Source organism: Curtobacterium sp. MCBA15_016 (genome assembly GCF_001865105.1).
Lineage (GTDB): Bacteria > Actinomycetota > Actinomycetes > Actinomycetales > Microbacteriaceae > Curtobacterium.
Window position 1 is genome coordinate 72,102 of record NZ_MJGR01000024.1, and the last position, 23,179, is coordinate 95,280.

28 protein-coding genes and 1 pseudogene are annotated in these 23,179 nt (G+C 72.2%); 14 read left to right on the forward strand and 15 right to left on the reverse strand.

The features are described from left to right. Positions 1-35 precede the first annotated feature (35 nt). Positions 36-782, reverse strand: coding sequence for an SDR family oxidoreductase (locus BIV03_RS10825; RefSeq protein WP_254790857.1), 747 nt, complete (start codon positions 780-782; stop codon positions 36-38). Between the two features lie 92 nt (positions 783-874). Between BIV03_RS10825 and BIV03_RS10830 the strand changes: the two genes are divergently transcribed. Next, positions 875-1,504, forward strand: coding sequence for a TetR/AcrR family transcriptional regulator (locus tag BIV03_RS10830; RefSeq protein WP_071295699.1), 630 nt, complete (start codon positions 875-877; stop codon positions 1,502-1,504). A 12-nt stretch (positions 1,505-1,516) separates the two neighbouring features. Here BIV03_RS10830 and BIV03_RS10835 read toward each other — a convergent pair whose 3' ends face one another. Continuing rightward, on the reverse strand, positions 1,517-2,083 hold the full coding sequence (locus tag BIV03_RS10835) for a TetR family transcriptional regulator (protein WP_071295700.1): 567 nt from the start codon (positions 2,081-2,083) through the stop codon (positions 1,517-1,519). Between the two features lie 72 nt (positions 2,084-2,155). Here BIV03_RS10835 and BIV03_RS10840 point away from each other — a divergent pair, with 72 nt between their 5' ends. Further along, entirely contained in the window at positions 2,156-3,142 is a 987-nt protein-coding gene (locus BIV03_RS10840; RefSeq protein ID WP_071295701.1) for an amidohydrolase family protein, read from the forward strand. Between the two features lie 27 nt (positions 3,143-3,169). Further along, positions 3,170-3,700: a GNAT family N-acetyltransferase gene (locus BIV03_RS10845; protein WP_071295702.1), complete on the forward strand. Its 531-nt coding sequence runs from the start codon at positions 3,170-3,172 to the stop codon at positions 3,698-3,700. Positions 3,701-4,041: 341 nt separating this feature from the next. Here the strand turns inward: BIV03_RS10845 and BIV03_RS10855 are convergent, their stop codons facing one another. The 4 genes from BIV03_RS10855 to BIV03_RS10870 all read right to left on the reverse strand — a co-directional run bounded on the left by BIV03_RS10855 (position 4,042) and on the right by BIV03_RS10870 (position 7,850). Continuing rightward, positions 4,042-4,563, reverse strand: coding sequence for a hypothetical protein (locus BIV03_RS10855; protein WP_071295704.1), 522 nt, complete (start codon positions 4,561-4,563; stop codon positions 4,042-4,044). An 80-nt stretch (positions 4,564-4,643) separates the two neighbouring features. Next, positions 4,644-5,717, reverse strand: coding sequence for a low specificity L-threonine aldolase (locus BIV03_RS10860; protein WP_071295705.1), 1,074 nt, complete (start codon positions 5,715-5,717; stop codon positions 4,644-4,646). 4 nt (positions 5,718-5,721) lie between these two features. Next, positions 5,722-6,405: an SDR family oxidoreductase gene (locus tag BIV03_RS10865; RefSeq protein ID WP_071295706.1), complete on the reverse strand. Its 684-nt coding sequence runs from the start codon at positions 6,403-6,405 to the stop codon at positions 5,722-5,724. Further along, on the reverse strand, positions 6,402-7,850 hold the full coding sequence (locus tag BIV03_RS10870; protein WP_071295707.1) for a DUF6421 family protein: 1,449 nt from the start codon (positions 7,848-7,850) through the stop codon (positions 6,402-6,404). The genes BIV03_RS10865 and BIV03_RS10870 overlap by 4 nt, the downstream gene beginning before the upstream one ends. A 214-nt stretch (positions 7,851-8,064) precedes the next feature. Between BIV03_RS10870 and BIV03_RS10875 the strand changes: the two genes are divergently transcribed. Next, complete coding sequence (locus BIV03_RS10875; RefSeq protein WP_217637377.1) at positions 8,065-8,574, forward strand: GNAT family N-acetyltransferase; 510 nt, start codon at positions 8,065-8,067, stop codon at positions 8,572-8,574. Positions 8,575-8,682: 108 nt separating this feature from the next. On the opposite strand, the gene BIV03_RS10880 is transcribed toward BIV03_RS10875, so the two are convergent. Together BIV03_RS10880 and BIV03_RS10885 are read right to left on the reverse strand one after the other, a co-directional pair. Next, a complete protein-coding gene (locus tag BIV03_RS10880; protein WP_071295708.1) occupies positions 8,683-9,099 on the reverse strand; it encodes a hypothetical protein in 417 nt (138 codons plus the stop codon). A 43-nt stretch (positions 9,100-9,142) separates the two neighbouring features. Further along, on the reverse strand, positions 9,143-9,376 hold the full coding sequence (locus BIV03_RS10885; protein ID WP_022907408.1) for a PLDc N-terminal domain-containing protein: 234 nt from the start codon (positions 9,374-9,376) through the stop codon (positions 9,143-9,145). Between the two features lie 221 nt (positions 9,377-9,597). On the opposite strand from BIV03_RS10885, the gene BIV03_RS10890 reads away from it, so the two are divergent. Genes BIV03_RS10890 through BIV03_RS10900 form a run of 4 tightly spaced genes read left to right on the forward strand, consistent with a single transcriptional unit; the run spans position 9,598 to position 11,998 of the window. Then, entirely contained in the window at positions 9,598-10,128 is a 531-nt protein-coding gene (locus BIV03_RS10890; RefSeq protein ID WP_071295709.1) for a WxL domain-containing protein, read from the forward strand. Then, a complete protein-coding gene (locus tag BIV03_RS10895) occupies positions 10,125-11,177 on the forward strand; it encodes a hypothetical protein (RefSeq protein WP_071295710.1) in 1,053 nt (350 codons plus the stop codon). The genes BIV03_RS10890 and BIV03_RS10895 overlap by 4 nt, the downstream gene beginning before the upstream one ends. Continuing rightward, positions 11,164-11,319, forward strand: a complete 156-nt coding sequence (locus BIV03_RS19620; RefSeq protein ID WP_175473709.1) for a hypothetical protein — start codon at positions 11,164-11,166, stop codon at positions 11,317-11,319. Before BIV03_RS10895 ends, BIV03_RS19620 begins: the two co-directional genes overlap by 14 nt. 40 nt (positions 11,320-11,359) lie before the next feature. Further along, a complete protein-coding gene (locus BIV03_RS10900) occupies positions 11,360-11,998 on the forward strand; it encodes a TetR/AcrR family transcriptional regulator (protein WP_071295711.1) in 639 nt (212 codons plus the stop codon). A gap of 57 nt (positions 11,999-12,055) precedes the next feature. On the opposite strand, the gene BIV03_RS10905 is transcribed toward BIV03_RS10900, so the two are convergent. From BIV03_RS10905 to BIV03_RS10915, 3 genes are all read right to left on the reverse strand, one after another. After that, positions 12,056-12,490 (reverse strand): hypothetical protein, encoded by a 435-nt coding sequence (locus BIV03_RS10905; RefSeq protein WP_071295712.1) that lies wholly within the window; start codon positions 12,488-12,490, stop codon positions 12,056-12,058. 80 nt (positions 12,491-12,570) lie between these two features. Beyond that, the gene (locus BIV03_RS10910; protein ID WP_139201942.1) at positions 12,571-14,199 is read right to left on the reverse strand and encodes a phospholipase D-like domain-containing protein; all 1,629 of its coding nucleotides are present in this window, start codon (positions 14,197-14,199) and stop codon (positions 12,571-12,573) included. Between the two features lie 26 nt (positions 14,200-14,225). Then, entirely contained in the window at positions 14,226-14,846 is a 621-nt protein-coding gene (locus BIV03_RS10915; protein WP_083403372.1) for a CoA pyrophosphatase, read from the reverse strand. A gap of 209 nt (positions 14,847-15,055) precedes the next feature. On the opposite strand from BIV03_RS10915, the gene BIV03_RS19625 reads away from it, so the two are divergent. Both BIV03_RS19625 and BIV03_RS10920 read left to right on the forward strand, forming a co-directional pair. Then, positions 15,056-15,223 (forward strand): hypothetical protein, encoded by a 168-nt coding sequence (locus tag BIV03_RS19625; protein ID WP_022906506.1) that lies wholly within the window; start codon positions 15,056-15,058, stop codon positions 15,221-15,223. Then, on the forward strand, positions 15,220-15,612 hold the full coding sequence (locus BIV03_RS10920; RefSeq protein ID WP_071295714.1) for a hypothetical protein: 393 nt from the start codon (positions 15,220-15,222) through the stop codon (positions 15,610-15,612). The genes BIV03_RS19625 and BIV03_RS10920 overlap by 4 nt, the downstream gene beginning before the upstream one ends. A gap of 39 nt (positions 15,613-15,651) precedes the next feature. Here the strand turns inward: BIV03_RS10920 and BIV03_RS10925 are convergent, their stop codons facing one another. Continuing rightward, positions 15,652-16,236, reverse strand: coding sequence for a TetR/AcrR family transcriptional regulator (locus BIV03_RS10925; protein ID WP_254790859.1), 585 nt, complete (start codon positions 16,234-16,236; stop codon positions 15,652-15,654). Positions 16,237-16,395: 159 nt separating this feature from the next. On the opposite strand from BIV03_RS10925, the gene BIV03_RS10930 reads away from it, so the two are divergent. From BIV03_RS10930 to BIV03_RS10940, 3 genes are all read left to right on the forward strand, one after another. Next, positions 16,396-17,760: an MFS transporter gene (locus BIV03_RS10930; protein WP_071295715.1), complete on the forward strand. Its 1,365-nt coding sequence runs from the start codon at positions 16,396-16,398 to the stop codon at positions 17,758-17,760. Between the two features lie 107 nt (positions 17,761-17,867). After that, positions 17,868-18,689, forward strand: coding sequence for a sugar phosphate isomerase/epimerase (locus tag BIV03_RS10935; RefSeq protein WP_071295716.1), 822 nt, complete (start codon positions 17,868-17,870; stop codon positions 18,687-18,689). After that, positions 18,686-19,843 (forward strand): Gfo/Idh/MocA family protein, encoded by a 1,158-nt coding sequence (locus BIV03_RS10940; protein WP_071295753.1) that lies wholly within the window; start codon positions 18,686-18,688, stop codon positions 19,841-19,843. The genes BIV03_RS10935 and BIV03_RS10940 overlap by 4 nt, the downstream gene beginning before the upstream one ends. An 80-nt stretch (positions 19,844-19,923) precedes the next feature. Here the strand turns inward: BIV03_RS10940 and BIV03_RS10945 are convergent, their stop codons facing one another. Then, entirely contained in the window at positions 19,924-20,649 is a 726-nt protein-coding gene (locus tag BIV03_RS10945) for an SDR family NAD(P)-dependent oxidoreductase (RefSeq protein WP_071295717.1), read from the reverse strand. 95 nt (positions 20,650-20,744) lie between these two features. Between BIV03_RS10945 and BIV03_RS10950 the strand changes: the two genes are divergently transcribed. After that, positions 20,745-21,611 (forward strand): LysR family transcriptional regulator, encoded by an 867-nt coding sequence (locus BIV03_RS10950; RefSeq protein ID WP_071295718.1) that lies wholly within the window; start codon positions 20,745-20,747, stop codon positions 21,609-21,611. A gap of 47 nt (positions 21,612-21,658) precedes the next feature. On the opposite strand, the pseudogene BIV03_RS18795 reads toward BIV03_RS10950, so the two are convergent. Together BIV03_RS18795 and BIV03_RS10955 are read right to left on the reverse strand one after the other, a co-directional pair. Further along, a pseudogene (locus BIV03_RS18795) lies at positions 21,659-21,772 on the reverse strand (DivIVA domain-containing protein); the annotation flags it as partial. A 57-nt stretch (positions 21,773-21,829) separates the two neighbouring features. Next, a complete protein-coding gene (locus BIV03_RS10955; RefSeq protein ID WP_071295719.1) occupies positions 21,830-23,167 on the reverse strand; it encodes an NAD(P)/FAD-dependent oxidoreductase in 1,338 nt (445 codons plus the stop codon). Between the last annotated feature and the right edge of the window lie 12 nt (positions 23,168-23,179).

The window sequence follows — 23,179 nt, forward strand, 5'->3', positions numbered from 1 at the left end:
GGCAGCCTACTGGTGTCGTCGGCGGGCGGCGGTGGTCAGACGATCGTGCTGCCGCCGTCGACGAGCAGTTCGCTGCCCGTCATGCCGGCGCTCTGGTCGGACGCGAGGAAGAGGACGGTGGCGGCGACCTCCTCAGGGCGCAGGAGCCGTCCGAAGGGGAGTCCGCTGGCGACCTGGTCCAGCCACGCGTCCGAGTCGCCGGGGGCGAGTCCCACGAACCCCGGTGTCTCGGTCGGACCCGGAACGACGGTGTTGATCCGGACGCCGCGGGGAGCGAGTTCCCTGGCCCACGTGCGGGTCAGCGCCGCGACCGCTGCCTTCGAGGCCCCGTACAGCCCGAGCATCGGTTCGGTGCCCGCGGCCGACGTCGATCCCGTGACGACGATCGTCGACCCGTCGTGCAGGAACGGCAGCGCACCCTGCACGGTGAGGAGCGTTCCCCGGACGTTCGTGCCGAAGGTCGTCTCGAAGTCGTCGGCCGTCGCGGACTCGAGGGCCCCGAACTCGCCGACTCCGGCGTTCGCGTGCACGACGTCGAGCCCGGTCCCCCGCTCGGCGACCGCGTGGAAGACCGCCGCGATGCCGTCCGGACGCGTGGCGTCGGCGCGGACCGTGGTGACGGCGTCGCCGAGTTCCGCCTGGATCGCGTCGAGTGCTTCCTGGCGCCTCCCCGTGACGACGACGTGGGCGCCCTCGGCGACGAAACGGCGCACGACCGCGAGTCCGATCCCCGACGTCCCGCCCGAGACGAGTGCTGTCTTGTCCTGCAGTGCTCCGGTCACGAAGCCCTCCGATGTGAGTTGTTGACTGATTGATCCAGAACGGTACGTCATAATGGACGGATCAGTCAACAACGAGACCCGGAGGAGCCCCGGTGCCACGACCACGCAAGTTCGACGAGGCGGACGTGATCGAGCGGGCGCGGCGCACGTTCGCCGAGACCGGGTTCGAGGGCACGTCGCTCGACGACCTGCTCGAGGCCACGGGGCTCGGGCGGCAGAGCCTCTACAACGCGTTCGGCGGCAAGAAGGAACTCTTCATGCGGGCCTTCCTCAGCGACACCGACGGTGCTGTCGACGCGGTGAAGACCGTGCTGCAGGGCGCCGAGCACCCCATCGCCCGCATCCGCACGCAACTCGTCTCGGCGGCGGTCGAACACGGCGCCGCGCAGGCAGCACCGTCGCTGCTCGTGCGCGCGTCGGTGGAGCTCGCCGCTCGCGATCCGGAGGTCGCCGCGACCGTCACGAAGGCCTTCGACGCGATCCGTGCCGACTACGCGGCCTGCATCGTCGACGCCCAGGTGGCCGGTGAGATCGAGGCGGATGCGGACGCCGAGGCGCTCGCCACCTACTTCTGCGCGGTCATCGAGGGGATGGGTGCCATCGGGCGGGTGGGAGTGTCGCGTGCGGAGCTCCTGCGCGTCGGTCTCACCAGTCTCGCCGTGGTCCCGATCACGCCGCTCGGTGAACAGCACCTCAGTGCGGAGGGCGGCGCCTGGAGCTGACTGATCGGTTGCTCAGTCGTCCTCGGTGCCGCCGAGCAGTGCCGCGAGCCAGGGTTCGACGACGTCCGCGACCTGATCGGGCGTGCGGGAGCCGGCCGCTCCAGGGTCGAGGCCCGGCAGCCCGATGAAGTGCCGGGCGATCGTCAGCCCGAGGATGCTCGACACGACGACGGTCGCCCGGAGTTCGGCGTCCTCGGTACCGCTGGCGTGCGCGAGTGCCTCGACCCGTTCCTGCAGGTAGCTGCGCATGAGCTGCGCTGCCTGCTCGGACGTGAACATCGAGCGGATCAGCGCGCGGGTGGCCGGGGGGAGTTCGAGGAGCCGCGCGTCGAGGACCGTCCGCAAGTGGTCGTCGACGTCGTCCGCGCTCACGGAGGCGACGGGCTGGACGGCGAGCGTGAACAGGTTGTCCTTCGACCCGTAGTGCTGCAGCACGAGCGAGGGGTCGACTCCGGCGCGCTGCGCGATGCCGCGGATCGTCGCACGGGTGCCGTGCACACCGAACTCGGTCTGCGCGGCCTCGAGGATCCGGGCAGCGGTGGCGGCTCGGCGGTCCTTGCGGGAGAGTGACTCGGGCACGAGTTCACTCTACAGACGGTGAGCGGAGGTGCTACGGTTCACTCAACAGTTGATGAGCGAAAGGGTGACGTCGTGGCGGATCTGCTGATCGGGATCGAGGAGCACTGGGTGCACGAGGGGATCGACCGTGCGCAGCGCGCGTTGCCGGCTGACCGGCGCGACGACAGCCTCGTCCTCAACGACCACGGCGATGCCGCGCGGCGCCTCGGCGACGTCGGGAGCGAGCGCCTCGCCGCGATGGACGCACAGGGCGTCGACATGCAAGTCCTGTCCCTCGCCCCTCCGGGCACGCAGGGGCTCGACGCCGCCGAGGCGGTCGCGCTGAGCCGCGACGCGAACGACGAGGTCGCTGCCGCGGTCGCCGCACACCCGGACCGCTTCCGGGCCTTCGCGACCCTGCCGCTCGCCGACCCGCACGCCGCCGCCGTCGAACTGGAGCGCGCCGCGGCACTCGGCCTCGTCGGCGTCATGCTGCACGGCCGGACCGGGGACGTCCTGATCGACGACCCGCGCTTCGAGGAGCTCTGGACCGTCGCGGAGCAGCTCCGGCAGCCGGTGTTCATCCACCCGCAGATCCCGCCGCGGGCCGTCCGGGACGCCTCCTACACCGGGCTCGGCGGCCTGCCCGACCTCGCGCTGGCGACCTTCTCGTGGGGTTGGCACCTCGAAGCGGGAACGGCGGCGCTCCGGCTCATGGCGCGCGGCGTGCTGGATCGCCACCCGTCGCTGCAGCTCGTGCTCGGGCACTGGGGCGAGCTCCTGCTGTTCTGGCACGACCGCGCCGACGGACTCGCACGTGCGGCCGGCCTCGAACGGTCGATCACGGAGTACCTGCGCGAGAACGTCTGGATCACGGCCTCCGGCGTGCTCGACCCGGCGATGCTGCGGCACGCCCTGAGCATCACGACGCCGGACCGGCTCCTGTTCTCGACCGACCACCCGTTCCAGCAGCCCACCCGCGAGGAGATCGCCGCCTTCCTCACGGCACTGCCCGATCAGCAGGCCCGCGAAGCCTTCGCGTCGGGGAACGCCCGCCGGCTGTTCGGTCTCACGGGCTGAGCACCCCGCCGCCGGTACGCTGCGGACATGCCGGGGGACTTCACGATCCGAACCACGACCGAGCGCGACTGGGAGCAGGTGCGCGCCCTCCGCATCGAGAACGCCACGGACGACCCGATCTCCTACGGCGCAACGCTCGAGTACACGCTCGCGATGACCGAGGACGACTGGCGGCTCCGCGCGAGGCGTGGCGAGGGGACCGAGACGACGAGCGTGGTGGCGGTCGACCGGACGGGTCGCTGGATCGGGATGATGAGCGGCCAGGTCGGTGACGCGTACGGCAACGACCCCGTGCTCACCGGCGTGTACGTCACGCCGTCGTCCCGTGGCCGGGCGAACGGCGTCGCGGATGCGCTGCTCGACCACGTGGTCGGGTGGGCAGCGGGGCACGGGGAGCGGCTCCGTCTCGAGGTGTACGAGCAGGCGGTGCCGGCCGGTCGCTTCTACGAACGTCGCGGGTTCCGGGCGAGCGGTCGCTCCCGCGACTTCCGACTGCTGGGGCAGGGGCGGGACGCCCCGTCGCTGCGCCTGGTCGAGTTGGTGCGGACCGTCACGTGATCGGCTGACGGACGGGAGGCGCGGTGCGGCCCCGCCCCGCGCCTCCCGTCCGTCGCTGTGGTGCGTCGGCCGCGGTCCAGACCGCGATCACCGCGCAGACACTGCCGCGATGGCCTCGCTCACCGTCGAACCGGGGTGTTGCTCCCGCCAACGCCGGACCTCCGTCGGGTCCGGTGTGCTCCCAGGCGGCACTGCTGTCGAGCCGATCACCGGCGACGCGAACGCGGCGTAGGTGAGCGTCCCCAAGGCCGCCACGCAGGCGTAGACGAGATCGAGCGCGTACCAGGCGCCAGCGGTGGCAGCGAGCCCGCCGCAGACGATCAGTGCCGGGCCCCAGCGTCTCATCGGAAGCACCCCCGCTTGACGGCGGCGACGCCGAGCAGCTCGGCCCCGAGCGCTGCGGCAGCCCCGCCGAGCGCGCGGATCTTCTCCCAGCTGAAGGACGCACCCCACATGACGCGGACGGCCTTCGTGACGCCACCGAGCGAGTTGATCAGGCGCTTGATCTTCAGGATCTTGGCGACGGGGAACGCGGTGGACGCGATCAGGAGCGCGATCGCGCCGGAGCATTCGAGGACACTCGCGCGCGCCGCTGCCAGGACGTGCTGGTTCGCGGCGATCCACGCGTCGTACGCCGCCTGCCCTTCGAGCAGGACGCGCCCGGGCACTCGTTCGATCAGCTCGAGACCACCGGCGATGTCGGCGGCCTGGAATTCGAGTTCCATGGCGACCGTCGCCGTGTCGACCGCGATCGGATCCTGCGTCGCGGACGCCGGCGGCGCTGACAACAGCGGTGTGCAGAGTCCGGCCGCGAGCACGACGGCGACGGCGATCTTCGACGGTGACGAGGTGGATGACTGCATGTGCGTTCCCTCCGGTCCGGCACCCCTTGCCGGTGGCTCCACTCTGCCGGTAGCCGGTGAAATGCGCAAATGTCAGTGGCTCACACTGCGGCGAGCTCCCGCGTCAGCGCCGCCACGAACGCGTCGATGTCCTGCTCCGAGGTGTCGAACGAGCACATCCACCGCACCTCGTTCCGGCTGGCGTCCCAGTCGTAGAACCGGAAGTGCTCGCGCAGCCGATCGGCCACGCCGGCCGGCAGCGTCGCGAAGACCCCGTTCGCCTGGGTCTCCTGGCTGAATCCGACGCCGCGGATGCTGCCGTCGGCGATCCCCGCCTCGAGAGCGCCGCGGAGTCGCTGCGCCATGGCGTTGGCGTGCCCGGCCGACCGGAGGTAGAGGTCGTCGCTGAGCAGCGCGATGAGCTGTGCCGAGACGAAGCGCATCTTCGACGAGAGCTGCATGTTGAGCTTGCGGAGGTAGTGCAGGCCCTCCGATGCATCGGGGTTCAGGACGACGATCGCCTCGCCGTAGAGCATCCCGTTCTTCGTCCCACCGAAGCTCAGCACGTCGACGCCGGCGTCGGTGGTGAAGTCGCGCAGGGGGAGCCCGAGGCTCGCGGCCGCGTTCGAGATGCGGGCGCCGTCCATGTGCAGCGTCATGCCGAGCGGGTGGATGTGGTCGGCGATCGCGCGGACCTCGTCCACCGAGTAGGCGGTGCCGAGCTCGGTGGTCTGGGTGATCGAGACGACGAGCGGCTGGGCGCGGTGCTCGTCGCCCCAGCCCCAGGCCTCCTTGTCGATGAGCTCGGGGGTGAGCTTGCCGTCCGGCGTCTCGACGGGCAGGAGCTTGATCCCGCCGACGCGCTCGGGGGCACCGGCCTCGTCGGTGTGGATGTGCGCGGTCGAGGTGCACACGACGGCGCCCCAGCGGGGGAGCATCGACTGCAGTCCGACGACGTTCGCGCCGGTGCCGTTGAACACCGGGAACGCCTGCGCCTGCGACCCGAAGTGCTCCCCGACGACCTCGTTGAGGCGTGCGGTGTACACGTCTTCGCCGTAGGCGATCTGGTGGCCGTCGTTGGCCGCGGTGATCGCCGCGAGGATCTCGGGGTGGATGCCGGCGTAGTTGTCCGAGGCGAAGCCCCGCAGGTCCAGGTCGTGGAGTCGAAGGGTCACGCGTTCATCCTAGGTTCGGGGCGTCGCCCGCCGAGAGCGGGACGCGGGTGCCGTTCACGGCCGCGGGGTCGGCCGACCAGAGCCGCACGACCTCGTCGCCGAGTCGCGCCTCGAGGCCGGCGAGTGCGCGCACGACGAACACGACAGCGGCAGCGGTGTCCGGCGCGTCCGTGCCGAAGCCCTGGGCGACGGCGCGGACCCAGGCGTCCGAGGCGGCCTTCGCGGCGGCGTAGTTCGCGGCGCCGGCGGTGGGCGAGTCGACGGTGGTGGAGGAGACGAAGGCCAGGCGTCCGGCGGGCGAGGCGACGAGGTCGGCGAAGAACTCCCGCGTCGTGTTCCGGAGCGTCCGGAAGGCCCGGTCGAAGAAGTCCCAGTCGTCGTCCGACTGGCCGGCGATGCTGCCACCGCCACGCCAGCCACCGACCAGGTGGACGAGTCCGTCGATCGGCCCGAGGTCCGCGTGGATCCGCGAAGCCAGCGCGGCGACGTCCGCACGCGACGAGAGGTCGCACGTGTGGGTGGTGACGCCCGGGACGGCGGTGCTGAGCGCCTCCAGGCCTGCCGCCCTCGTGCCGACCGCGACCACCGTCGCACCGGCGGTGACCAGCGACCGAGCGACGGCCTCGCCGCTGGTGCTGGTCGCGCCCGCGACCAGCACCACGCGACCGGCGAGCGACCGATCGCTCACGCGGCGACCTCCGTCGTCCCGGTGATCCCGGCCGTCGACGCGATGACCGGCGCCATCTTCTTGTTGAGCGCCTCGTAGAACATCGACAGCGGGAACTCGTCGTCCATGACCGCGTCGGTGTAGCCCTTCGGCGGTCCGGCGAGCGTCTCGGTCGGGAGTCCGCGCGCCCAGGCCGAGGCCGGGTGCGGCGTGAGCGTCCGGGTGAGCATCTCGTACGCGGCGAGCCAGTGCGCCGCCTTCGGCCGGTCGATCGAGCGCCGGTACAGCTCGTTGATCTCGTCGCTGAGGGCGATGATGACGTCCGGGACGGCCTCCCAGTCGATGGTGAGCTGCGTGTCCGTCCAGTGCAGGACGTCGTGCTGGTGCATCCACGCGAAGAGCAGCTGGCCGCCGAGGCCGTCGTAGTTGCGGACGCGGCTGCCGGTGATCGCGAAGCGGAAGATGCGGTCGAACACGACGGCGTACTGCACGAGGCGCGCGTGGTCACGGATGGCCCGCTGCGCGTCCTGGAGGCTCGCATCCGGCAGCGCCGAGAGGGTGCGTTCCAGACGCACGGACTCACGGAACGCGGTGAGGTCGCAGCGCAGCTCCTCGAGCGAGTAGAGGAAGAACGGCATCCGCTGCTTGATCATGAACGGGTCGAACGGCAGGTCTCCGCGCATGTGCGAGCGGTCGTGGATGATGTCCCACATCACGAAGACCTGCTCGGTGAGCTCCTGGTCGTCGAGCATCGCGCGTGCGTCGTCAGGGAGGTCGAGCTTGGTGATCTCGGCGGCTGCGCGGACGACCCGGCGGTAGCGGGCGGCCTCGCGGTCCTGGAAGATCGCGCCCCACGTGAACGTCGGCAGCTCGCGCATCGCGACGGTCTCGGGGAAGAGCACGGCGGAGTTCGTGTCGTACCCGGGGGTGAAGTCGACGAACCGCAGCGCGACGAAGAGCGCGTTGCCGTAGTCCCCGGCCTCGAGCTCGGCGATGAACTCGGGCCAGATGACCTCGACCAGGACGGCCTCGACGAACCGCGAGGAGCTGCCGTTCTGCGTCACCATCGGGAACACGACGAGGTGGCCGAGCCCGTCGACGCGGTGCTGCTGCGGCTGGAACGCGTTCAGGGAGTCGAGGAAGTCGGGGACGTCGAACCCCTCGTCGCGCCACCGGGTGAAGTCGTGCTGCACGGCCTCGAGGAAGGCCGCGTCGTGCGGGAAGTGCGGTGCGAGCTCGGCGATGGCCGGGACGATCGTCGCGACGTGCTCGGTCGCGGCACGGTGGGCGCCCGGCTCGGGCACGGAGCCGTCCTGCGCCTGGACGGTCTGCAGCGCGGTGACGGCGTCCTGCAGCCGGAGCCACGCCGGGTGGGCGGCGACCTCGCGCACGGACAGGCGATCCTCGACGACCTCGGGTTCTCCGACGATGGCGTCCTTCGAGAACTCCTGGACGAACTGCGACATGTCGTACCTCCCGTCGTTGGGCTGGCTGCGGGTGCGTGCATCGAGCCTAGGGAAGATCGGGGGGCGCAAAGTTGCCCATCTGCGGCGGAAACGTGCGCGTCCGGCGGCCCCGCGCTCCGAACTGATCGCACCGCGCAAGGTTCCTCCGTTGCGGGGCTGGACTGCGCTCGACATCGCTCCACCGGTACGGTCGCAGTGAGCTTCAGGGAGGACCGTGGACGAACGGATCAGCGACGGGTCGAGCGTCGACGTCGAGGTCGTCCACCCCGGTGACCCGGTGGCCGACGGGATCGTGCGGACGTACCTCGCCGAGGTCGCGTCGCGCTGGTACGGACGCCCGGCGACCGAGGCCGAGGTCGACCAGGCGCTGCGCGACGAGCCGTACGACGACCTGCAGGGTGCGTCCGGGGTGTTCCTCGTCGCCGTCGAGCAGGGGCGGGCGATCGCGTGCGCCGGAGCGCGGTTCGGTGCCGGTGTCGGTCTCGGTGTCGCCGAACTCACGAAGGTCTTCACCCTGCCCGAGGCACGTGGGCGGGGCACGGCGGCCCGACTCGTGCGCGAGCTCGAGGCGGCGTGCCGTCGCCGCGGGATCGGCGTGCTCCGGCTGGACACCCGTGCCGAACTCGCCGAGGCCTGTGCGCTCTACGAGCGGCTCGGGTTCGAGCGCGTACCCGCCTTCACCGACGACCCCTACTCGGACCGGTGGTACGCGAAGCGGCTCTGAACCGCAGCGACCGTGGGTCGGGAGGCGCGGGGCGGCGCCGCACCGCGCCTCCTGGTCGAGCCGTGGTCGCGTCCACGGCTGCCGGGCCGACGACCGGACCCGGCTGGGTCAGCGCCGCCGCCCCGCGCGGCGCATCGGGACGTGGCCCCACCAACCGAGGCCGTCGGCGTCCACGTCGAGGTGGTCGAGCCACCGGCCGAGCGGCTCGCCGATGTTGAAATCGGCGACTTCCCAGCCGAACTCCTCGGGTGTGGCTTCCTCGCCGGTCGTGTAGGCGTCCAGCCAGTCGATCGTCGTCGAGCGCTCGCGGACGATGCCGACGCGCGGGCCGCCCCACGGAGCGTCGTAGACCACGCGGAAGCCGTCCTCGGTCGCCCAGGCATCGTGGACGACCACGGACTCCGCTTCGGTCGGGCCGCCGTCGCGGAGCTTCCGCAGGCAGGCGAGGAGTGCCCGCGGACCCCACTCGTCCGACGCCGCCGCTTCGAGTTCGGCGATCAGTTCGGCATGTCGCTCGCTCAGCACCCGGACACACCGCCGGGTCCTGTCGTCTCGACCACGCTGCGCGTCAGGCGCTCGGGCCGCTCGTCCGGTTCAACCGGTCGGCCGCACGCCCGAGGAGCCAGTTCACGGCCCACCCGACCACGCCGATGACCGGCACCGCGACGATCACGACGGTCCAGACGATCTTCACGAGGTCGCTCCGACGTCGGTCCCGCCACACCTGCACCAGCGCCAGTACGTCCAGCGCCAGCACGACCAGCAGGACCAGCACGTGTGCGCCGCCCAGGTTCTCGAGCACGTCGTTCTCCCCTCGTCCGCCGCGGCGCAGGGATGCGCTGCGCGGCGGTCCAACGATAGGAGGGCGCGGCGGGTGGTTCGTCAGTCCAGCGGTTGACATCGGTGATCGATGGTCCCGGTGCCGGCCACGACACCCGCATCCGAGGGGTAGACGTCACGTGTTGCTCAAAATACGATCGTCTACTGAGTGCAGATCACCTGCGCGCCGATCGAAGGAGCCCCATGTACCGGACACGTACCGCCCTCGCCAGCACCGCCGTCGCTGGCCTCGCCATCGCGGCCATGATCAGCGTCGCGACCCCTGCCGCCGCCGACAGCCAGACCACGGCGGTCGCCGCGGTCGAAGCCGGAGCACTGTCGATCTCGGCGCCCACCGCGCTCACCCTCGGGTCGGCGGCACCGGGGACGACGGGTTCCGCGACCCTCGAGGGCGTCGTCGTGACCGACGATCGCGCCGGGACCGACGGGTGGGTCGCATCCGTGACGGTGACCGACTTCTCGTCGGCCAGCGTGGACCGCCAGCTGCCGGCGTCCGCGCTGACCTACGCTCCCGGACAGGCCGTCGTGACGGGGACGGCCACCCTGACGCCGTCGACGGTCACCGGCAGCACGACGGCCGCGGCGGTGCAGACCGCGGCTGCCGTCTCGGGGAACAACACCGCGACCTGGGACGCGACGGTCGGTCTCGCCGTGCCCGCGGACGCCCTGGCCGCCGATGACTACACGGCGACGATCACACACTCGGTGGCGTGACTCGACGAGCTGCGCACAGCCTCCTCCTCGTCGTCGCGGCGAGCATCGTGTGGTCCGTCCTCGTGACCCCGGCCGGGGTCGCCGCAGCGGGGACGGGATCGAGCCCGGAACCGGGGATCGGCGTGCAACTGCTCCCCGGGGCCGAGGCCACGGACCGGTCACCCACCAGTCGGTACATCCGGGACGCGCTGCGGCCCGGGCAGACGGTCGAGCGGATGATCCGTGTGACCAACGCTTCGGACACGGAGCGGGCGGTGTGGATGACCACGACCGCGGCCGGGATCACGGACGGAGCGTTCCGGATCGACACCGCACCGCGGAGCGAGCTCACCGAGTGGATCGGGCTGGACCCGGCGCCCGTCGACGTTCCGGCGAGGTCGTCCGCCCTGGTCCGGGTCCGCGTCGCCGTCCCTCCGGACGCGACCGGCGGAGAGCGGTACGCGGTCGTCTGGGCCGCCACCGCCTCCGAGCGGCCGGACGGGACCGGCCTCCGGATGGTCAGCCGGGTCGGGGTGCGGGCGTACGTGGCCGTCAGCGGGCCGGCCGCCCTCCGCACGGCGTTCCGGGTGTCGGAGCCGCGCGTCGGACCGAGTGGGGACGAGCGGACCGTGCTCGCGGACGTCCGCAACACCGGCGAGCGCGCGGTCGACCTCACCGGCACGCTCGTGCTCGCGGACGGACCAGCAGGGGCCGTGCTCCCGTCGATCACCGGGGACCGGCCGCGGACCCTCGCGCCGGGTCAGCGGGCCGCGTTGACCTTCACGGTCCCGGCCGCGGTGTCGCCCGGCACCTGGCTCGCACGGATCGCCGTCACCGACGGCGTCACCACCGAACGGACCGCGGCGAGCATCGCCCTGCCGAGCGCCTCGCCGAGTGCCGCCACGCGCGTCGACCCGACGTCCGGCTCCCATCCGTCCGTGGGGCTCGTCCCCGTCCTGCTCGTCCTGCTCGTCCTCGCCTCGGCGACGGTGACGGCCCTCGCGCTCCGGCGCCGCCGCTCGACGACCGCTCCGACTCCACTGGAAGGAACCCCGCATGTCCCTCACTGACCAGATCCCGAGCCTCGACGCCCCGGTGCAGCTCCACCTCGAGACGTTCCTCACGCTCCGCGAGGGCGAACCCATCCGCGTGCTCTGCGACTGCGGGTTCGGGCGCGACCACCGCACGGAACGGGGTGTGCCCGTGGAGTGATCGACGGGCGGGTGGCCCGGCGCCCACCTAGGATCGTCGGGTGAACCAGCGCCAGGAACAGCGAGCTCGGACCCGGCAGCGGATCATCGAGGCCGCGGCGCAGGAGTTCGCCCGGAACGGCTACGCAGGGACGTCCTTCTCGTCGATCGCGGCGTCGATGGGGAAGCCCAAGTCCTCGATCGGGTACGAGGCGTTCCCCTCGAAGCAGGCCCTCGCGAACGCGGTGGTCGAACAGCACCTCGATCGGCTCGAGGCCCTGCTCGGCCGGGTCGAGCGCACGATGCGCCCCGGTCTCGACGCACTGCTCATCGCGATGCGCGCAGGCCTGCACCTGGACCGTACGAGTCCGATCGCGAGCGGAGCCCTGCGGCTCATGATCGAACAGAGCGGCGAGCAGCGGCCGAGCCGGGTCGAGCACGCCCTGGACTTCGTGCGGCGGAACGTGCGGGCCGCGATCGAGGACGGCGACGTCCCGGCGACGGTCGACGCGGGCGTGCTGGCACGTCGGCTGCTGACCGGCGCGCTCGGCGCGCACGCGGCGAACCTCTTCCGACTTTCCGGCACGCCGGTCGACCAGAGCGTGCAGACGAGTTGGGAGATCGTGCTCCGGGACGCGGGGGCCTCACCCGAGCGCATCCGGACACTCGCGGCGTACCCGCTCGACGCGATCCTCGCCTGAGCGGTCGCGCCGCAGCGGGCCACCGGACGGCTGGGCGGCGCGTCGACGCCGGGGTCGCTAGAACAAGTTGCCCCCGCTGGCGACCTGGATCGCGACGAGGGCTCCGGCGAAGACCACGAGCACGCCGACCAGTGTCGCGAGTGCGACGGGCCACCCCGTCCGGCGTCGGGCACGGCGCGCGATCGAACCGACGACCCCCGCGACGAGGACGACGAGCGTGAGGACGAGGTGCCAGTTGCGTACGGCCGCGCCGGGGTCGTCAGCGCTGCTGCACCCCGGCGACGGTTGCGCGCACCCGGCGAACGCGAGCTGGCCGATGAGGACGCCGAACCACGCCGCCGGGCTCACCAGGACGGCCGCGCCGAGGAGCAGGACGGTGGCGACGAGGTCGACCGAGCCGGGGTCGCGCGGTGGCGGCGCCTGCTCGGCTCGCGGTGGGTGCAGCACCAGGTCGTCGCCGGGATCGTCCCACCAGTCCTCGCGTGCCCCCATGCACCCAGCGTAGGTGGGGGCGGTGGACGCGAGTGGACGGCGGACGGGAGGCGCGGGTCGGGCCCGCACCGCGCCTCCCGTCAGAAGCGGGTCGAGCCGCGCAACCGGCGCGGCCGGCCGTCGGGGTCCACGGCGAGGCGCGCGGCGGGACGCGCCCACAGACGCTGCAGCGCCGAGACCGGTTCCGGCTCGTGCTGACGGATGCGCCCAGGGGGTCGCGGGCCGGGCTGCCCGTCCTCGTGCCAGTGGTCGAGCGCACGTGCCGTGGAGCGCCAGAGGGCGAGCAGATCCGCGCCGGACCCGGTGAACCGCTCGTCGTCGGGTGTCGTCGCGAGGTGCTCCGCCCAGAGCTCGTGGCGGAGGTCACGGGCGAGGGACCGGTCGTCGTCCGAGGTGTCCACGACGGCGCACGTGAGTTCGCTGTCGGACGTCCACGAGCGGCGGTTGAAGTTGTCCGAGCCGATCGTGAACCACTCGTCGTCGACGATGCAGACCTTGGCGTGGATGTAGATCGGGCGGCCGTCCTCGTGCTCGAGGTCGAAGGCGCCGACACGGTCGGGTGCGGTGCGGCGGAGCGTCCGGAGCGCCTCGATCTGGCCGAACCGGCTCGGGGGACCGCCCAGCGGCCCGTCCGAGTTCGGGTACCGCGGCACGAGGACGACGACACGGAGCTCCCGGTTGCGTTCGAGGGCCTCGGCGATGCCGGTCGCGACCTCGCGCGACCAGAGGTACTGGTCCTCGATGTAGAGCAGCGATCGCGCTCGGGCGAAGGCCTTGCCGTACGCGCGGGCGATGCTGCGCTCACCCAGGGGCGCGAACGGGAACGGCGGGCGCTTCACCCCGTACGTGCGGAGGAGCTGCACGGCGTGGTGCCCGGCCGCTGGTGGTGGCGCCGTGCGTTCGGGCAGGGGCTCGGGGCGGCGCGGCATGTGGACGAGGCGTTGCAGCAGCATCCGGTACGGCAGGCTGCGGTCGAGGGGGAGCGGGTCGTCCCAGCGCTCGGCGAACACGGCGAGCACGTCCGCGACGACCGGCCCGCGGAGCTCCATCGACGCGTCGTGCCAGGCCGGGCGCTCCCCGTAGCGGGCGTCGATCGAGACGGGCTGCGGGTCGCCCTCGTGCGCGGCGTCGTCGCGACGGCTGTGGCAGAGGTCGATGCCGCCGACGAACGCGACGTCGCGCGAGGGGTCGTCGCGGTGCTGGATGACGAAGAACTTCTGGTGGTGCGAGCCGAACACCCGGACGCGCTGGTCGAGCAGCACCTGGCCGCCGGCGTCGTTGATCTTCCGGCCGAGCAGCTCGTTCGACCGGGCGCTGATCGAGGCCGAGACGCGCTCGCCGTGGGACCGCCAGATGAGCCCGCGCACCTCGACGCCCGCTCGTGCGCGGTCGGCCAGCAGATCCCCGATCGTCGGGCCGTCCGGCAGCAACCGCTCGTCGGCGTCGCCGCGCCAGTCGGTGAACCAGACGCGGTCACCGGGGCGGAGGGCGGTCAGTTCCGCGTGGATGCGGTCGAAGTAGGCGGCGCCGTGCACGAGCGGCCGGACGTGGTTGCCCTCAGACCACGGTGCCGCGTCGGCGCCGGTGTCCCCCTCGGCGTCGGGCCGGTTCCGGTCCGTGTCGTCGTCGGGGCGTCCCGCGTGCACGCCGGTGGCCAGGTTGCCTCGCTCGTCGCGGGAGAGGAACCAATCAGCTGGACCGGTACGCACAGTCGAACAGTACGGGACGGCGACGTTCAGGGGCGCGAGCCCGGCAGGGGGATCTCGTGGCGGTCGTCCCACGGCTCGGCCCAGCCGAGGCGGTCGAACAGGGCGTCGAGGAGCATCGCGGTGAAGCCCCAGAGGACGTGCTGCTCGGGGCCGGAGTCGATCGTGAACGCCGGGCCGCGCCACTCCTGGCCGCCGCGGCGGATCACCGTCACGCCGCGGTGGGCGGGGTCGAGCAGGTCGGCCACCGGCGCCCGGAACACCGCGGCGGACTCGGCCTCGTCGACGACCCGGACGGGCGAGGACTCGCGCCACCACCCGAGCACCGGCGTGACGAGGTGCCGCGAGAACGCGAGCGGCACCGGGGCGATCGTGCCGAGGACGTCCACGCCCGCGGTGTCGATGCCGGTCTCCTCGCGGGCTTCCCGGAGTGCCGCTGCGGTCGCGTCCGTGTCACCGGGGTCGACCCGGCCGCCGGGGAACGCGATCTCGCCGGGGTGGGCGCGGAGCGTGGTGGCCCGTGCGAGGAGCAGGACGTCGAGGTCCCGCGAGACGTCGGTGCCGGCGGCCGGGCGGTCGCTCGGGACGTCGTCGAGTTCGCCGAACAGGATGAGGACGGCCGCGTTGCGGGAGGCACTGGCCACCGGCATGCCCGTGACGAGCGCGGCGGCACCGGGACCGACGAGCGCGGAGAGCTGCTGACGCGCCGGGTTCACGTCGTCAGCCTAGGTGCTGCGCTCCGAGGCGGAACATCCGGAAGGTGCGCCCCCGGGGGATCTCCGAGGCACGGCACGTACGTTCCGAGTCAGCACCACCGGGACCACGGCGGTCCCGCACCGACACTGCACGGGAGCAGACCATGAGCGACACTGACGGAACCGCACCGAAGAACGACCCCGAGGGCACCCCGAAGCCGGACGGCCTCGGCGAGGACGGCACGATCCCCAACGAGCCCGACGGCCTCGCCGCCGGACACGCCGGCGACGACTCGCACTTCAACCCCGAGGAGGACGACGGCACGGAGTGAGGACGCTCGTCACCGCCACGATCGGGGTCGGGCTGGCCCTGGCGCTCGCCGGGTGCTCGTCGCCCGGCTCCGCCTGCGCCGACTACGGGCAGGGCAACGCGGTGAACGTCGTCGTGCCCGGGCACCTCGCGGACGCCGTCGAGTCGGTCGCGGTGTGCATCGGGACCGACTGCACGCCCGAGCAGGAGTCGGCGACGTCCGAGGTCGAGGGCGCGACCTGGACGGTCCCGATCGAGCAGACGCAGGACGAACGCGGCCGTGTGGCGCTCTTCGGCGTCGACGGTGCGCGGCTCGACGAGCGCGGGGTCGAACTGGCCTGGACGGACTACGGCTTCGGCGCACCCCTGCAGTGCCGGGGGAGCGGTGTCGCCGAGGTTCGCCTCGACTGACGGCCCGAGGCCCGGGCGCACGGACGGTGAACTCGGAGGCTAGAGCACCCGCTCCAACAACCGCAGCGTCCCCGCGATGTCCACGTCGCGGTCGAGCAACCACTGCACCTGCAACCCGTCGAACGCCGCGATGATGAGCGACGCGACCTGGTCGAGGTCGGCGTCGCTGTGCCGACCGGTGGCGACGAGCTCGTCGCGCAGCTGCTGCGCCAGATCAGCGCGCGCCGTGGCGAACCGCGCCGCGAAGTACGACCGCGCGGTCTCGTTCCCCGCCTCCACCGAGGCGCCGAGCAGCGTCGTGTAGAGCGTCACCAAGGCCGGCTCGCTGACGTTCCGGTGGGCGACGAACTCGAGCCGGGGGAACACGCCGCCGGTGTCGCCCAACGCCCGGTTCGACGCGTCGTCACGCTCCCGCAGCACCTCGACGAGCAGGGCCTCGCGCGACGAGAAGTAGTGCCGGAGTGCGGCGTGCGAGATGCCGATCGCCTCGCCGATGGCCCGGAGCGAGGTCCCGTCGATGCCGCGGGAGGCGACGACCTCGAGCGTCTGGTCGAGGATCTCCTGCCGGCGCTGCACGCCCTTGGCGTAGGGCCCGCGGCTGCCGGTTCCATCGTTGGAGGTCACTCGGACCAACCTACCGGCAGCCATGAGTCGCCGAAGCGCTCCCGCAAAGTACCGAAACAAAAACTTCCGGTCGGAGGTTTTGGGTGCTACTGTCCCGATCACCTAGTAGCACTAGGGATTCAGCGGGCCCCGAAGCCCCCTATGACTCGAGGAGGAGTCATGTCGACACCGACGTCGAAGGAAGAACCCACACGCGGCATCGCCGGAACCGCATCCCCCGCGGTCACCGCAGCCGCCGGCGCCACCGCCACGGACGCCGCAGCGTCCCGAGCGTTCTCGGTCGAGGGCATCACGCAGTCCGTCAGCACGATGCGGGTCGGCCGCGGCTACCTCTGGGGCCTCAGCTTCGCCCAGTTCGGCCTCTTCGTCGCCCTGCTCACGCCGGTCTTCGTGAGCATGTCGATCAAGGCGACCGAGCTCAACCCGTCGAACCCCGAGACGATCGTCGGTTCGGTCCTGCCGTTCGGCGCGATCGGTGCCCTGCTCGCGAACCCGCTCTTCGGCGCGATCTCGGACCGCACCCGTACCCGCTGGGGTCGTCGTCGGCCGTGGATGGTCGGCGGCGTCATCGTCTTCGTCGGTGCGCTCGCCTGGCTCGCGTTCTCGCCGAACGTCCTGCAGCTCACCCTGGCGTGGGTCCTCGCGCAGGTCACCGCCAACGCGGTCCTCGCCACCCTGACCGCGAGCTTCGCCGACAACGTGCCGGAGTTCCAGCGCGGCAAGGCCTCGAGCGTCATCGCGCTCGCGCAGAACACCGCGATCCTCGCCGGTCTGTACCTGGCCGTCTACCTGGTCGGCAACCTGCCGATGCTCTTCATCGTCCCGGGCATCATCGCGATCATCGCGATCCTCGTCTACTCGTTCGTGGCCCGCGACGAGCTGCCGACGACGCCGATCAAGCCGTTCAGCTGGGTCAACCTCATCTCGTCGTTCTGGACCAACCCGATCAAGCACCGCGACTTCGGGCTCGCCTGGTGGGGGCGCTTCCTCATCACCTTCGGCACGTTCATGTTCACGACCTACCGCCTGCTGTACATGGAGGACCGCATCGGCCTCCCGCAGAAGGAGGCCGTCGGCATCGTCGCGTTCGGTGTGCTCCTCTACACCGTCGCCCTGCTGGTCAGCGCCGCGCTCTCCGGGTGGGTGTCCGACCGCGTCGGCCGCCGCAAGGTCTTCGTGTGGAGCTCCACGGCCCTCACCGCCGTCGGCCTGGTGATCCTGGCGCACGTGGACACGGTCGGCGGGTTCTACTTCGCCGAGATCGTGATGGGCTTCGCCTTCGGCATCTACTCCGCCATCGACACCGCCCTCATCGTCGACGTGCTGCCCGACCCGGAGCGCCCCGGCAAGGACCTCGGCGTGATCAACATCGCGAACGCGCTGCCGCAGTCGCTCGCCCCGGCCGTCGGCCTCTTCCTCCTCGGCGTCGGGGGCGGTCAGAACTACACGCTCATGCTCTGGGGCGCGGGTGTCGCGGTGATCCTCGGCGCACTCGTGATCTTCCCCATCAAGTCGGTCCGGTAGACGGCGCACCAGCGCACGGTCCTGGAGGCGCGACCCGACTCACGAAGGCGAGTCGCGCCTCCAGGCGGTCACCGCACACACCGCAAGCCTCCCTGAAAGGACCAGCCATGGCACCCGCCATCTCCCTGCAGCTCTACACGGTGAACGCCGCGCTGGAGCCCGACCTCGACGGCGGCGTCCGCCGCCTCGCCGACATCGGCTTCGACACCGTCGAGGCGTTCGCGTTCGTCGACCGAGCAGCGCAGCTCAAGGAAGCGTTCGACGCCCACGGCATCACCGCGAAGACCGGCCACGCCTTCCTCGTCGAGGAGACCATCCCGCTGCCCGACGGCACCGTGATGACCGCTCCGTCCCACGCCGACACGTTCGCCGCAGCGAAGGAGCTCGGCCTCGAGATCGTCATCGACCCGTTCGTCGGCCCCGACCACTGGACCACCCGCGAGGGCGTCGAGCGGGTCGCGGCCCGACTCAACGCCGCCGCTGCCGAGGCGGCCGAGCACGGCCTCCGTGTCGGCTACCACAACCACGACCACGAGCTCCGACCGCAGATCGACGGCCAGCCCGCACTGCAGGTGCTCGCCTCGCTGCTCGACCCGGGCGTGGTGCTCGAGCTCGACCTGTACTGGGCCTCCGCCGCGGGCATCGACCTCGTGCCGTTCATCGAGGAGCTCGGTGACCGCATCGTCGCCGTGCACGTCAAGGACGGCCCGATGCGCGACGACATCTCCACCGCGACGATCCCCACCGACCAGACCCCGGCCGGCCAGGGCGACGTCCGGCTCGCCGATGCGCTGCGTGCCGCGACGGCTCTCGAGTACGCCGTGATCGAGTTCGACGGCTTCGCGGGGGACGTCTTCGACGGGGTCGCCCAGTCGTACGAGTGGCTCGCCGCGCAGCTCGCGCCGAGCGGATCGGCGGTGTCCGCATGACCCGCACGGGCAAGGTCGGCATCGGCTTCATCGGCGCCGGCATGATCAGCGAGCAGTACCTGGCGAACCTCACGACCTTCCCCGACGTCGAGGTCGTCCGGATCGGCGACATCGACACGGAGCGGGCGGCGGCGTCCGCGGCGAAGTGGGGCGTCGCGGCCTCCGGTGACGGCGCGTCGGTCCTCGCCGACCCCGACGTCGAGATCGTCATCAACCTGACGCTGCCGGCCACGCACGTGGCGGTGTCCACGGACGCCCTCCGCGCGGGCAAGCACGTGTGGAGCGAGAAGCCGATCGGGGTCGACCGCGAGTCCGCGGCCGGCCTGGTCGCCCTCGCCGACGAGCTCGGGCTCAAGCTCGGCATCGCGCCCGACACCGTGCTCGGCCCGGGGTGGCAGACCGCCAAGCGGGCGATCGAGGCCGGCGCGATCGGCACGCCGCTCACCGCGGTCACGAGCATGCAGTGGCAGGGGCCGGACGTGTTCCACCCGAACGCGTCGTTCCTCTACGCCAAGGGCGCCGGCCCGCTGTTCGACATCGGCCCGTACTACTTCACGGCGCTCGTGCACCTGCTCGGGCCGATCGACTCCGTCGTCGCGACCGGGTCGCGGTCCCGCGAGACCCGGGAACTCGTCGTCGGGCCGAACGCGGGCCAGTCGTTCCCCGTCGAGGTGCCCACCCACGTGTCCGTCCTGTCGTCGTTCGAGCAGGGCGGCAACGCGCAGTCGCTGCTGTCGTTCGACACCCCGCTCTTCCGGCACGGCGTCTTCGAGGTCAACGGCACCGAGGGCACGATCGTCCTGCCCGACCCGAACACCTTCGGCGGCGGCCACCCGATCCGGATCGCCCGACCGATCCCCGTCGGCGCCTCGTGGCCGTTCGAACAGGAGTGGGAGACGCTCCTCGACGAGGAGCCGACGGTCGGCCGGGGCGTCGGCGTGCTCGACATGGCGCGGGCCATCCGCGGCGGCGGTTCGCACATCGCGACCGGTGCCGTCGGGTACCACGTGCTCGACGCGATGGTCTCGGTGGAGGAGTCCATCGAGCGGCGGTCGTTCGTCGAGGTCGAGTCCACCGTCGGGGCGATCGCGTCCCTGCCGGAGGACTTCGACCCGTTCGCTGCCACGCTGGAGACGGCGCCGGCTGCGGTCTGACAACCGGGGCACCAGACAGGAGGCCCTGCTCACGTCCGCCTCGTGCGGAACGTGAGCAGGGCCTCCCGTCGTGTCCGTGGTCACCAGGGAACGACGCCCGCGTCCTCGAAGAAGCCACCGCGCGGGCCGTCGTCCGGCAGCGTCGCGAGCCGCACCGCGGTCGCCGCGCCCTGCGCGGCCGTGCGGTCGCCGCTGAAGCCGTTGAAGTCCGTCGCGACGAGCCCCGGGCATGCAGCGTTGACGATGACCGGGGTGTCCGCGAACGCCCTCGCGTACTGGGTCGTGATCCCGTTGAGGAACGTCTTCGACGGAGCGTACGCAGCCATGACCGGACCCGGCTGGCGGCCGAGGGAGCCCATGCTGCTCGACGCGTTCACGATGCGCGGTGCGGGGGAGCGGCGCAGCAGCGGCAGCATCGCGTTCGTCACGCGGACGACGCCGTAGACGTTGACGTCGACGACCTGCCGGACGACGTCGAGGTCGAGCGTCGTCGGGTCCTGCGTCCACGTCACCGGGTCGAACGGTCCCGAGATCCCGGCGTTGTTCACGAGGACGTCGAGTCGGCCGAAGCGCTCCTCGACCTCTGCTGCGGCGTCCGCCACGCTCTCGTCGCTCGTCACGTCGAGCCGGACCCCGTGGGCGTCGACCCCGCTCGCCCGCAGTCGTTCCACTGCTTCCTCGCGACCGGTGTCGCTCCGTGCGCCGACGAGCACGCGCATCCCCGTCGCACCCAGCTGCTCGGCGATCGCGTACCCGATGCCCTTGTTCGCGCCGGTCACCAGCGCGGTCGTCTTGTCGTTCTCCATGTGCTCGATCGTCGGTCCGGGGTGGTTCCCGCGTCCAACACCGATCGGGTGGGTGGTGATACTCGCCGGGTATCGGTCGGCGTAGGCTGCCGGTCGTGGACGATGTCGAGACGCGCGAGCTCCGGTACTTCGTCGCCGTCGCCGAGGAACTGCACTTCGGCCGCGCGGCGCTCCGGCTCGGGATGGCGCAGCCGCCGTTGTCGCGGGCGATCCGGCAGCTCGAGGAGCGGATCGGCGTCCGGCTCTTCGACCGCGACCGTCGCGGCGTGACCCTGACCGACGCGGGGTCGGTGCTCCTCCGCGAAGCCCCGGCCGCCCTCGACGCCGTGCGCGCGGCCGTCCGGCGGACCCGACACGCGGGGGCACCGGAGCAGCGGCTCGTCCTCGCGACGAAGGCCGGGTCGTCGCACGAGTTCCTGCAGGCACTGCTCGACGCGGCCCCCGAGGACGTGCCGGTCGACGTGGTGCTCTGCGAGATCGGTGAGCAGGCGGGACTCCTCCTCGACGGCACGGCGGACGTCGCGGTCATGCACCGGCCGTTCGACGACTTCGCCGGGATCGAGTCGGTCGACCTGTACTCCGAGCCGCAGGTCGCGATCGTCCCCGCGTCCCACCCGCTCGCCGACCGCCGGTCCCTCACGATCGCCGAGGTGTCGTCGGTCCCCGACCTGCCGATGGCGCGGTGGCCCCTCGCCGACTGGACCTACCCGCCGGGACCGGGGCCGGAGGTGCACTCGCAGTCGCAGCTGGCGCAGCTCGTGGCGCTCGGTCGGACGCTGCTCGTGATCCCGCGCTCGAGCCGGGCCTGGCAGTGGCCCGAGCACGTCGCGGTGCCGGTGCTCGACGCGCCCCTCGCGACGACGGTGCTCGGGTGGCCGGTCGGGCGGGAGACGCCGGCGGTCGCGCGGCTCGTGGCGACCGGGCTGCGGATCGGGGAGGCCGCGGGCGCGGTCAGCGCCTGACCGGGCCGGTCAGCGTCTGACGGGGCCGGTCAGCGGCGGGTGGTGTGCTGCCGCAGCGCGACCACCACGCGGTCGAGGAAGTCGTCGACCTCGCGCTGGTCGTACCCTTCGCGCCACTTCGTCGGTGCGAACTTCGCGTTCGCCACATCGCTCGCGAGCATGCTCTCCCCCTCGTGCCGGACCCCTCGTGCCGGCGTGCTCGACGATCCTCGCACAGGTCACCCGGCGGGTGTACCCGTCCAGACCCGGTCGATCGGAACGTCGTGGCCGAGCACCGCGACCGCCGCACGGTGCCCCGAGTACAGCGCGCCGGCCACCGTCGCCGGGTCGTCGGTCCACGTCGCCTCGCCCGCCAGGTGCACGCGTCCCGCGATCGGCACCGCGAGGTCGTCGTGGTCGCTCGTCGTCGACCCCGGGAGCATGTGCGCGTACGAGCCCCGGGCGAACGGGTCGTCCTGCCACGCCGTCACGAGCACCGACGTCGGCGTCCCCACGGCGTCGCCGTACAGTCGCCGGAGCTGCTCGAGCACCGAGTCCGCGACCCGCTCCTCGCTCCAGCCCCGGATCGCCTGCGCTGCCGGACCGGCCGCGAAGGTGAGCAGCGTCGGTACCCCGTCGAGCCGCGTCAGGTCGTACCAGGAGTGCCACCGCCGTCCGGCCGGACCGAGCTGTCGGACCGCGTAGACGTCGGCGTCCCAGAACCGCTCCGGGAACCGCAGGACGACCTTCTCGAAGGCGTTCATCCGCAGCCGTCCGAGTGCCTGCCGGTGCCGTGCGGGCAGCGGTGGCTCGATCACGAGGTCACCGGCCTGCAGCACCCCGACGGGCACCGTGACGACGACGGCCTCGGCGTGGAACGGGCCGCGGCTGCTCGTGACCACCACCCCGCCGTCCCCGTGGTCGATGCGCTCGACGGCATGCCCGAGCCGGACGTCGAGCCCCACGGCGAGGTGTGCGGGCAGGGCGTCGTAGCCGTCCGGGAACACCACCTCGTCGCCCGCGATCGTGTCGTCGTCGAGCCCGTGCGCGGCGAGCTCGTCGCTCGGGACCCCGTACTGCTCCTCGCTCCGGTGCTCGAGGTGCTCGCTGACCCGTTCCGCCCGCTCGGCGTCCCAGCCCTGCGCCGCGACGGCCCGGGCGACCACGTCGCGGTAGCTGTCGAGCGGCGCCGATCGCTCGACCTCGTCGGCCAGGGCGCGGTCGACCGTTCGCACGTCGTCGGCGAACCGGGCGGCTGCACCGGCGTCGAGCCGACGACCGTCGGGCCCGTGGTACGCGATCGGCCGGCTGTCGACCTGGTACCCGCCGACGGTGAACTCGACCGTGCGGATGCCGAACGCGGCGACGGCGTCGGCCACGGGGTTGTCCTCGACGCCGTGGATCCACGAGGCGCCGAGGTCCGTCACGTGCCCGTCGGTCCGGTCGGTGTGGACCCGACCGCCGATCCGGTCCCGGGCCTCGAGCACGACGACCCGGCGCCCGGCCCCGGCGAGCACCCGTGCGGCTACGAGCCCCGCCACGCCCGCACCGATCACGACGACGTCGGCGTCCTCCATGCTGGTGCTCCT

Bases quoted from the DNA above. Each gene is read 5' to 3' on its own strand.
- BIV03_RS10930 (WP_071295715.1), top strand. From the start codon at position 16,396: ATGTCGACACCGACGTCGAAGGAAGAACCCACACGCGGCATCGCCGGA.
- BIV03_RS10940 (WP_071295753.1), top strand. From the start codon at position 18,686: ATGACCCGCACGGGCAAGGTCGGCATCGGCTTCATCGGCGCCGGCATG.
- BIV03_RS10870 (WP_071295707.1), bottom strand. From the start codon at position 7,850: ATGTCGCAGTTCGTCCAGGAGTTCTCGAAGGACGCCATCGTCGGAGAA.
- BIV03_RS10915 (WP_083403372.1), bottom strand. From the start codon at position 14,846: ATGCCGGTGGCCAGTGCCTCCCGCAACGCGGCCGTCCTCATCCTGTTC.
- BIV03_RS10955 (WP_071295719.1), bottom strand. From the start codon at position 23,167: ATGGAGGACGCCGACGTCGTCGTGATCGGTGCGGGCGTGGCGGGGCTC.
- BIV03_RS10890 (WP_071295709.1), top strand. From the start codon at position 9,598: ATGTACCGGACACGTACCGCCCTCGCCAGCACCGCCGTCGCTGGCCTC.
- BIV03_RS10845 (WP_071295702.1), top strand. From the start codon at position 3,170: ATGCCGGGGGACTTCACGATCCGAACCACGACCGAGCGCGACTGGGAG.
- BIV03_RS10905 (WP_071295712.1), bottom strand. From the start codon at position 12,490: ATGGGGGCACGCGAGGACTGGTGGGACGATCCCGGCGACGACCTGGTG.
- BIV03_RS10855 (WP_071295704.1), bottom strand. From the start codon at position 4,563: ATGCAGTCATCCACCTCGTCACCGTCGAAGATCGCCGTCGCCGTCGTG.
- BIV03_RS19620 (WP_175473709.1), top strand. From the start codon at position 11,164: ATGTCCCTCACTGACCAGATCCCGAGCCTCGACGCCCCGGTGCAGCTC.
- BIV03_RS10945 (WP_071295717.1), bottom strand. From the start codon at position 20,649: ATGGAGAACGACAAGACGACCGCGCTGGTGACCGGCGCGAACAAGGGC.
- BIV03_RS19625 (WP_022906506.1), top strand. From the start codon at position 15,056: ATGAGCGACACTGACGGAACCGCACCGAAGAACGACCCCGAGGGCACC.
- BIV03_RS10935 (WP_071295716.1), top strand. From the start codon at position 17,868: ATGGCACCCGCCATCTCCCTGCAGCTCTACACGGTGAACGCCGCGCTG.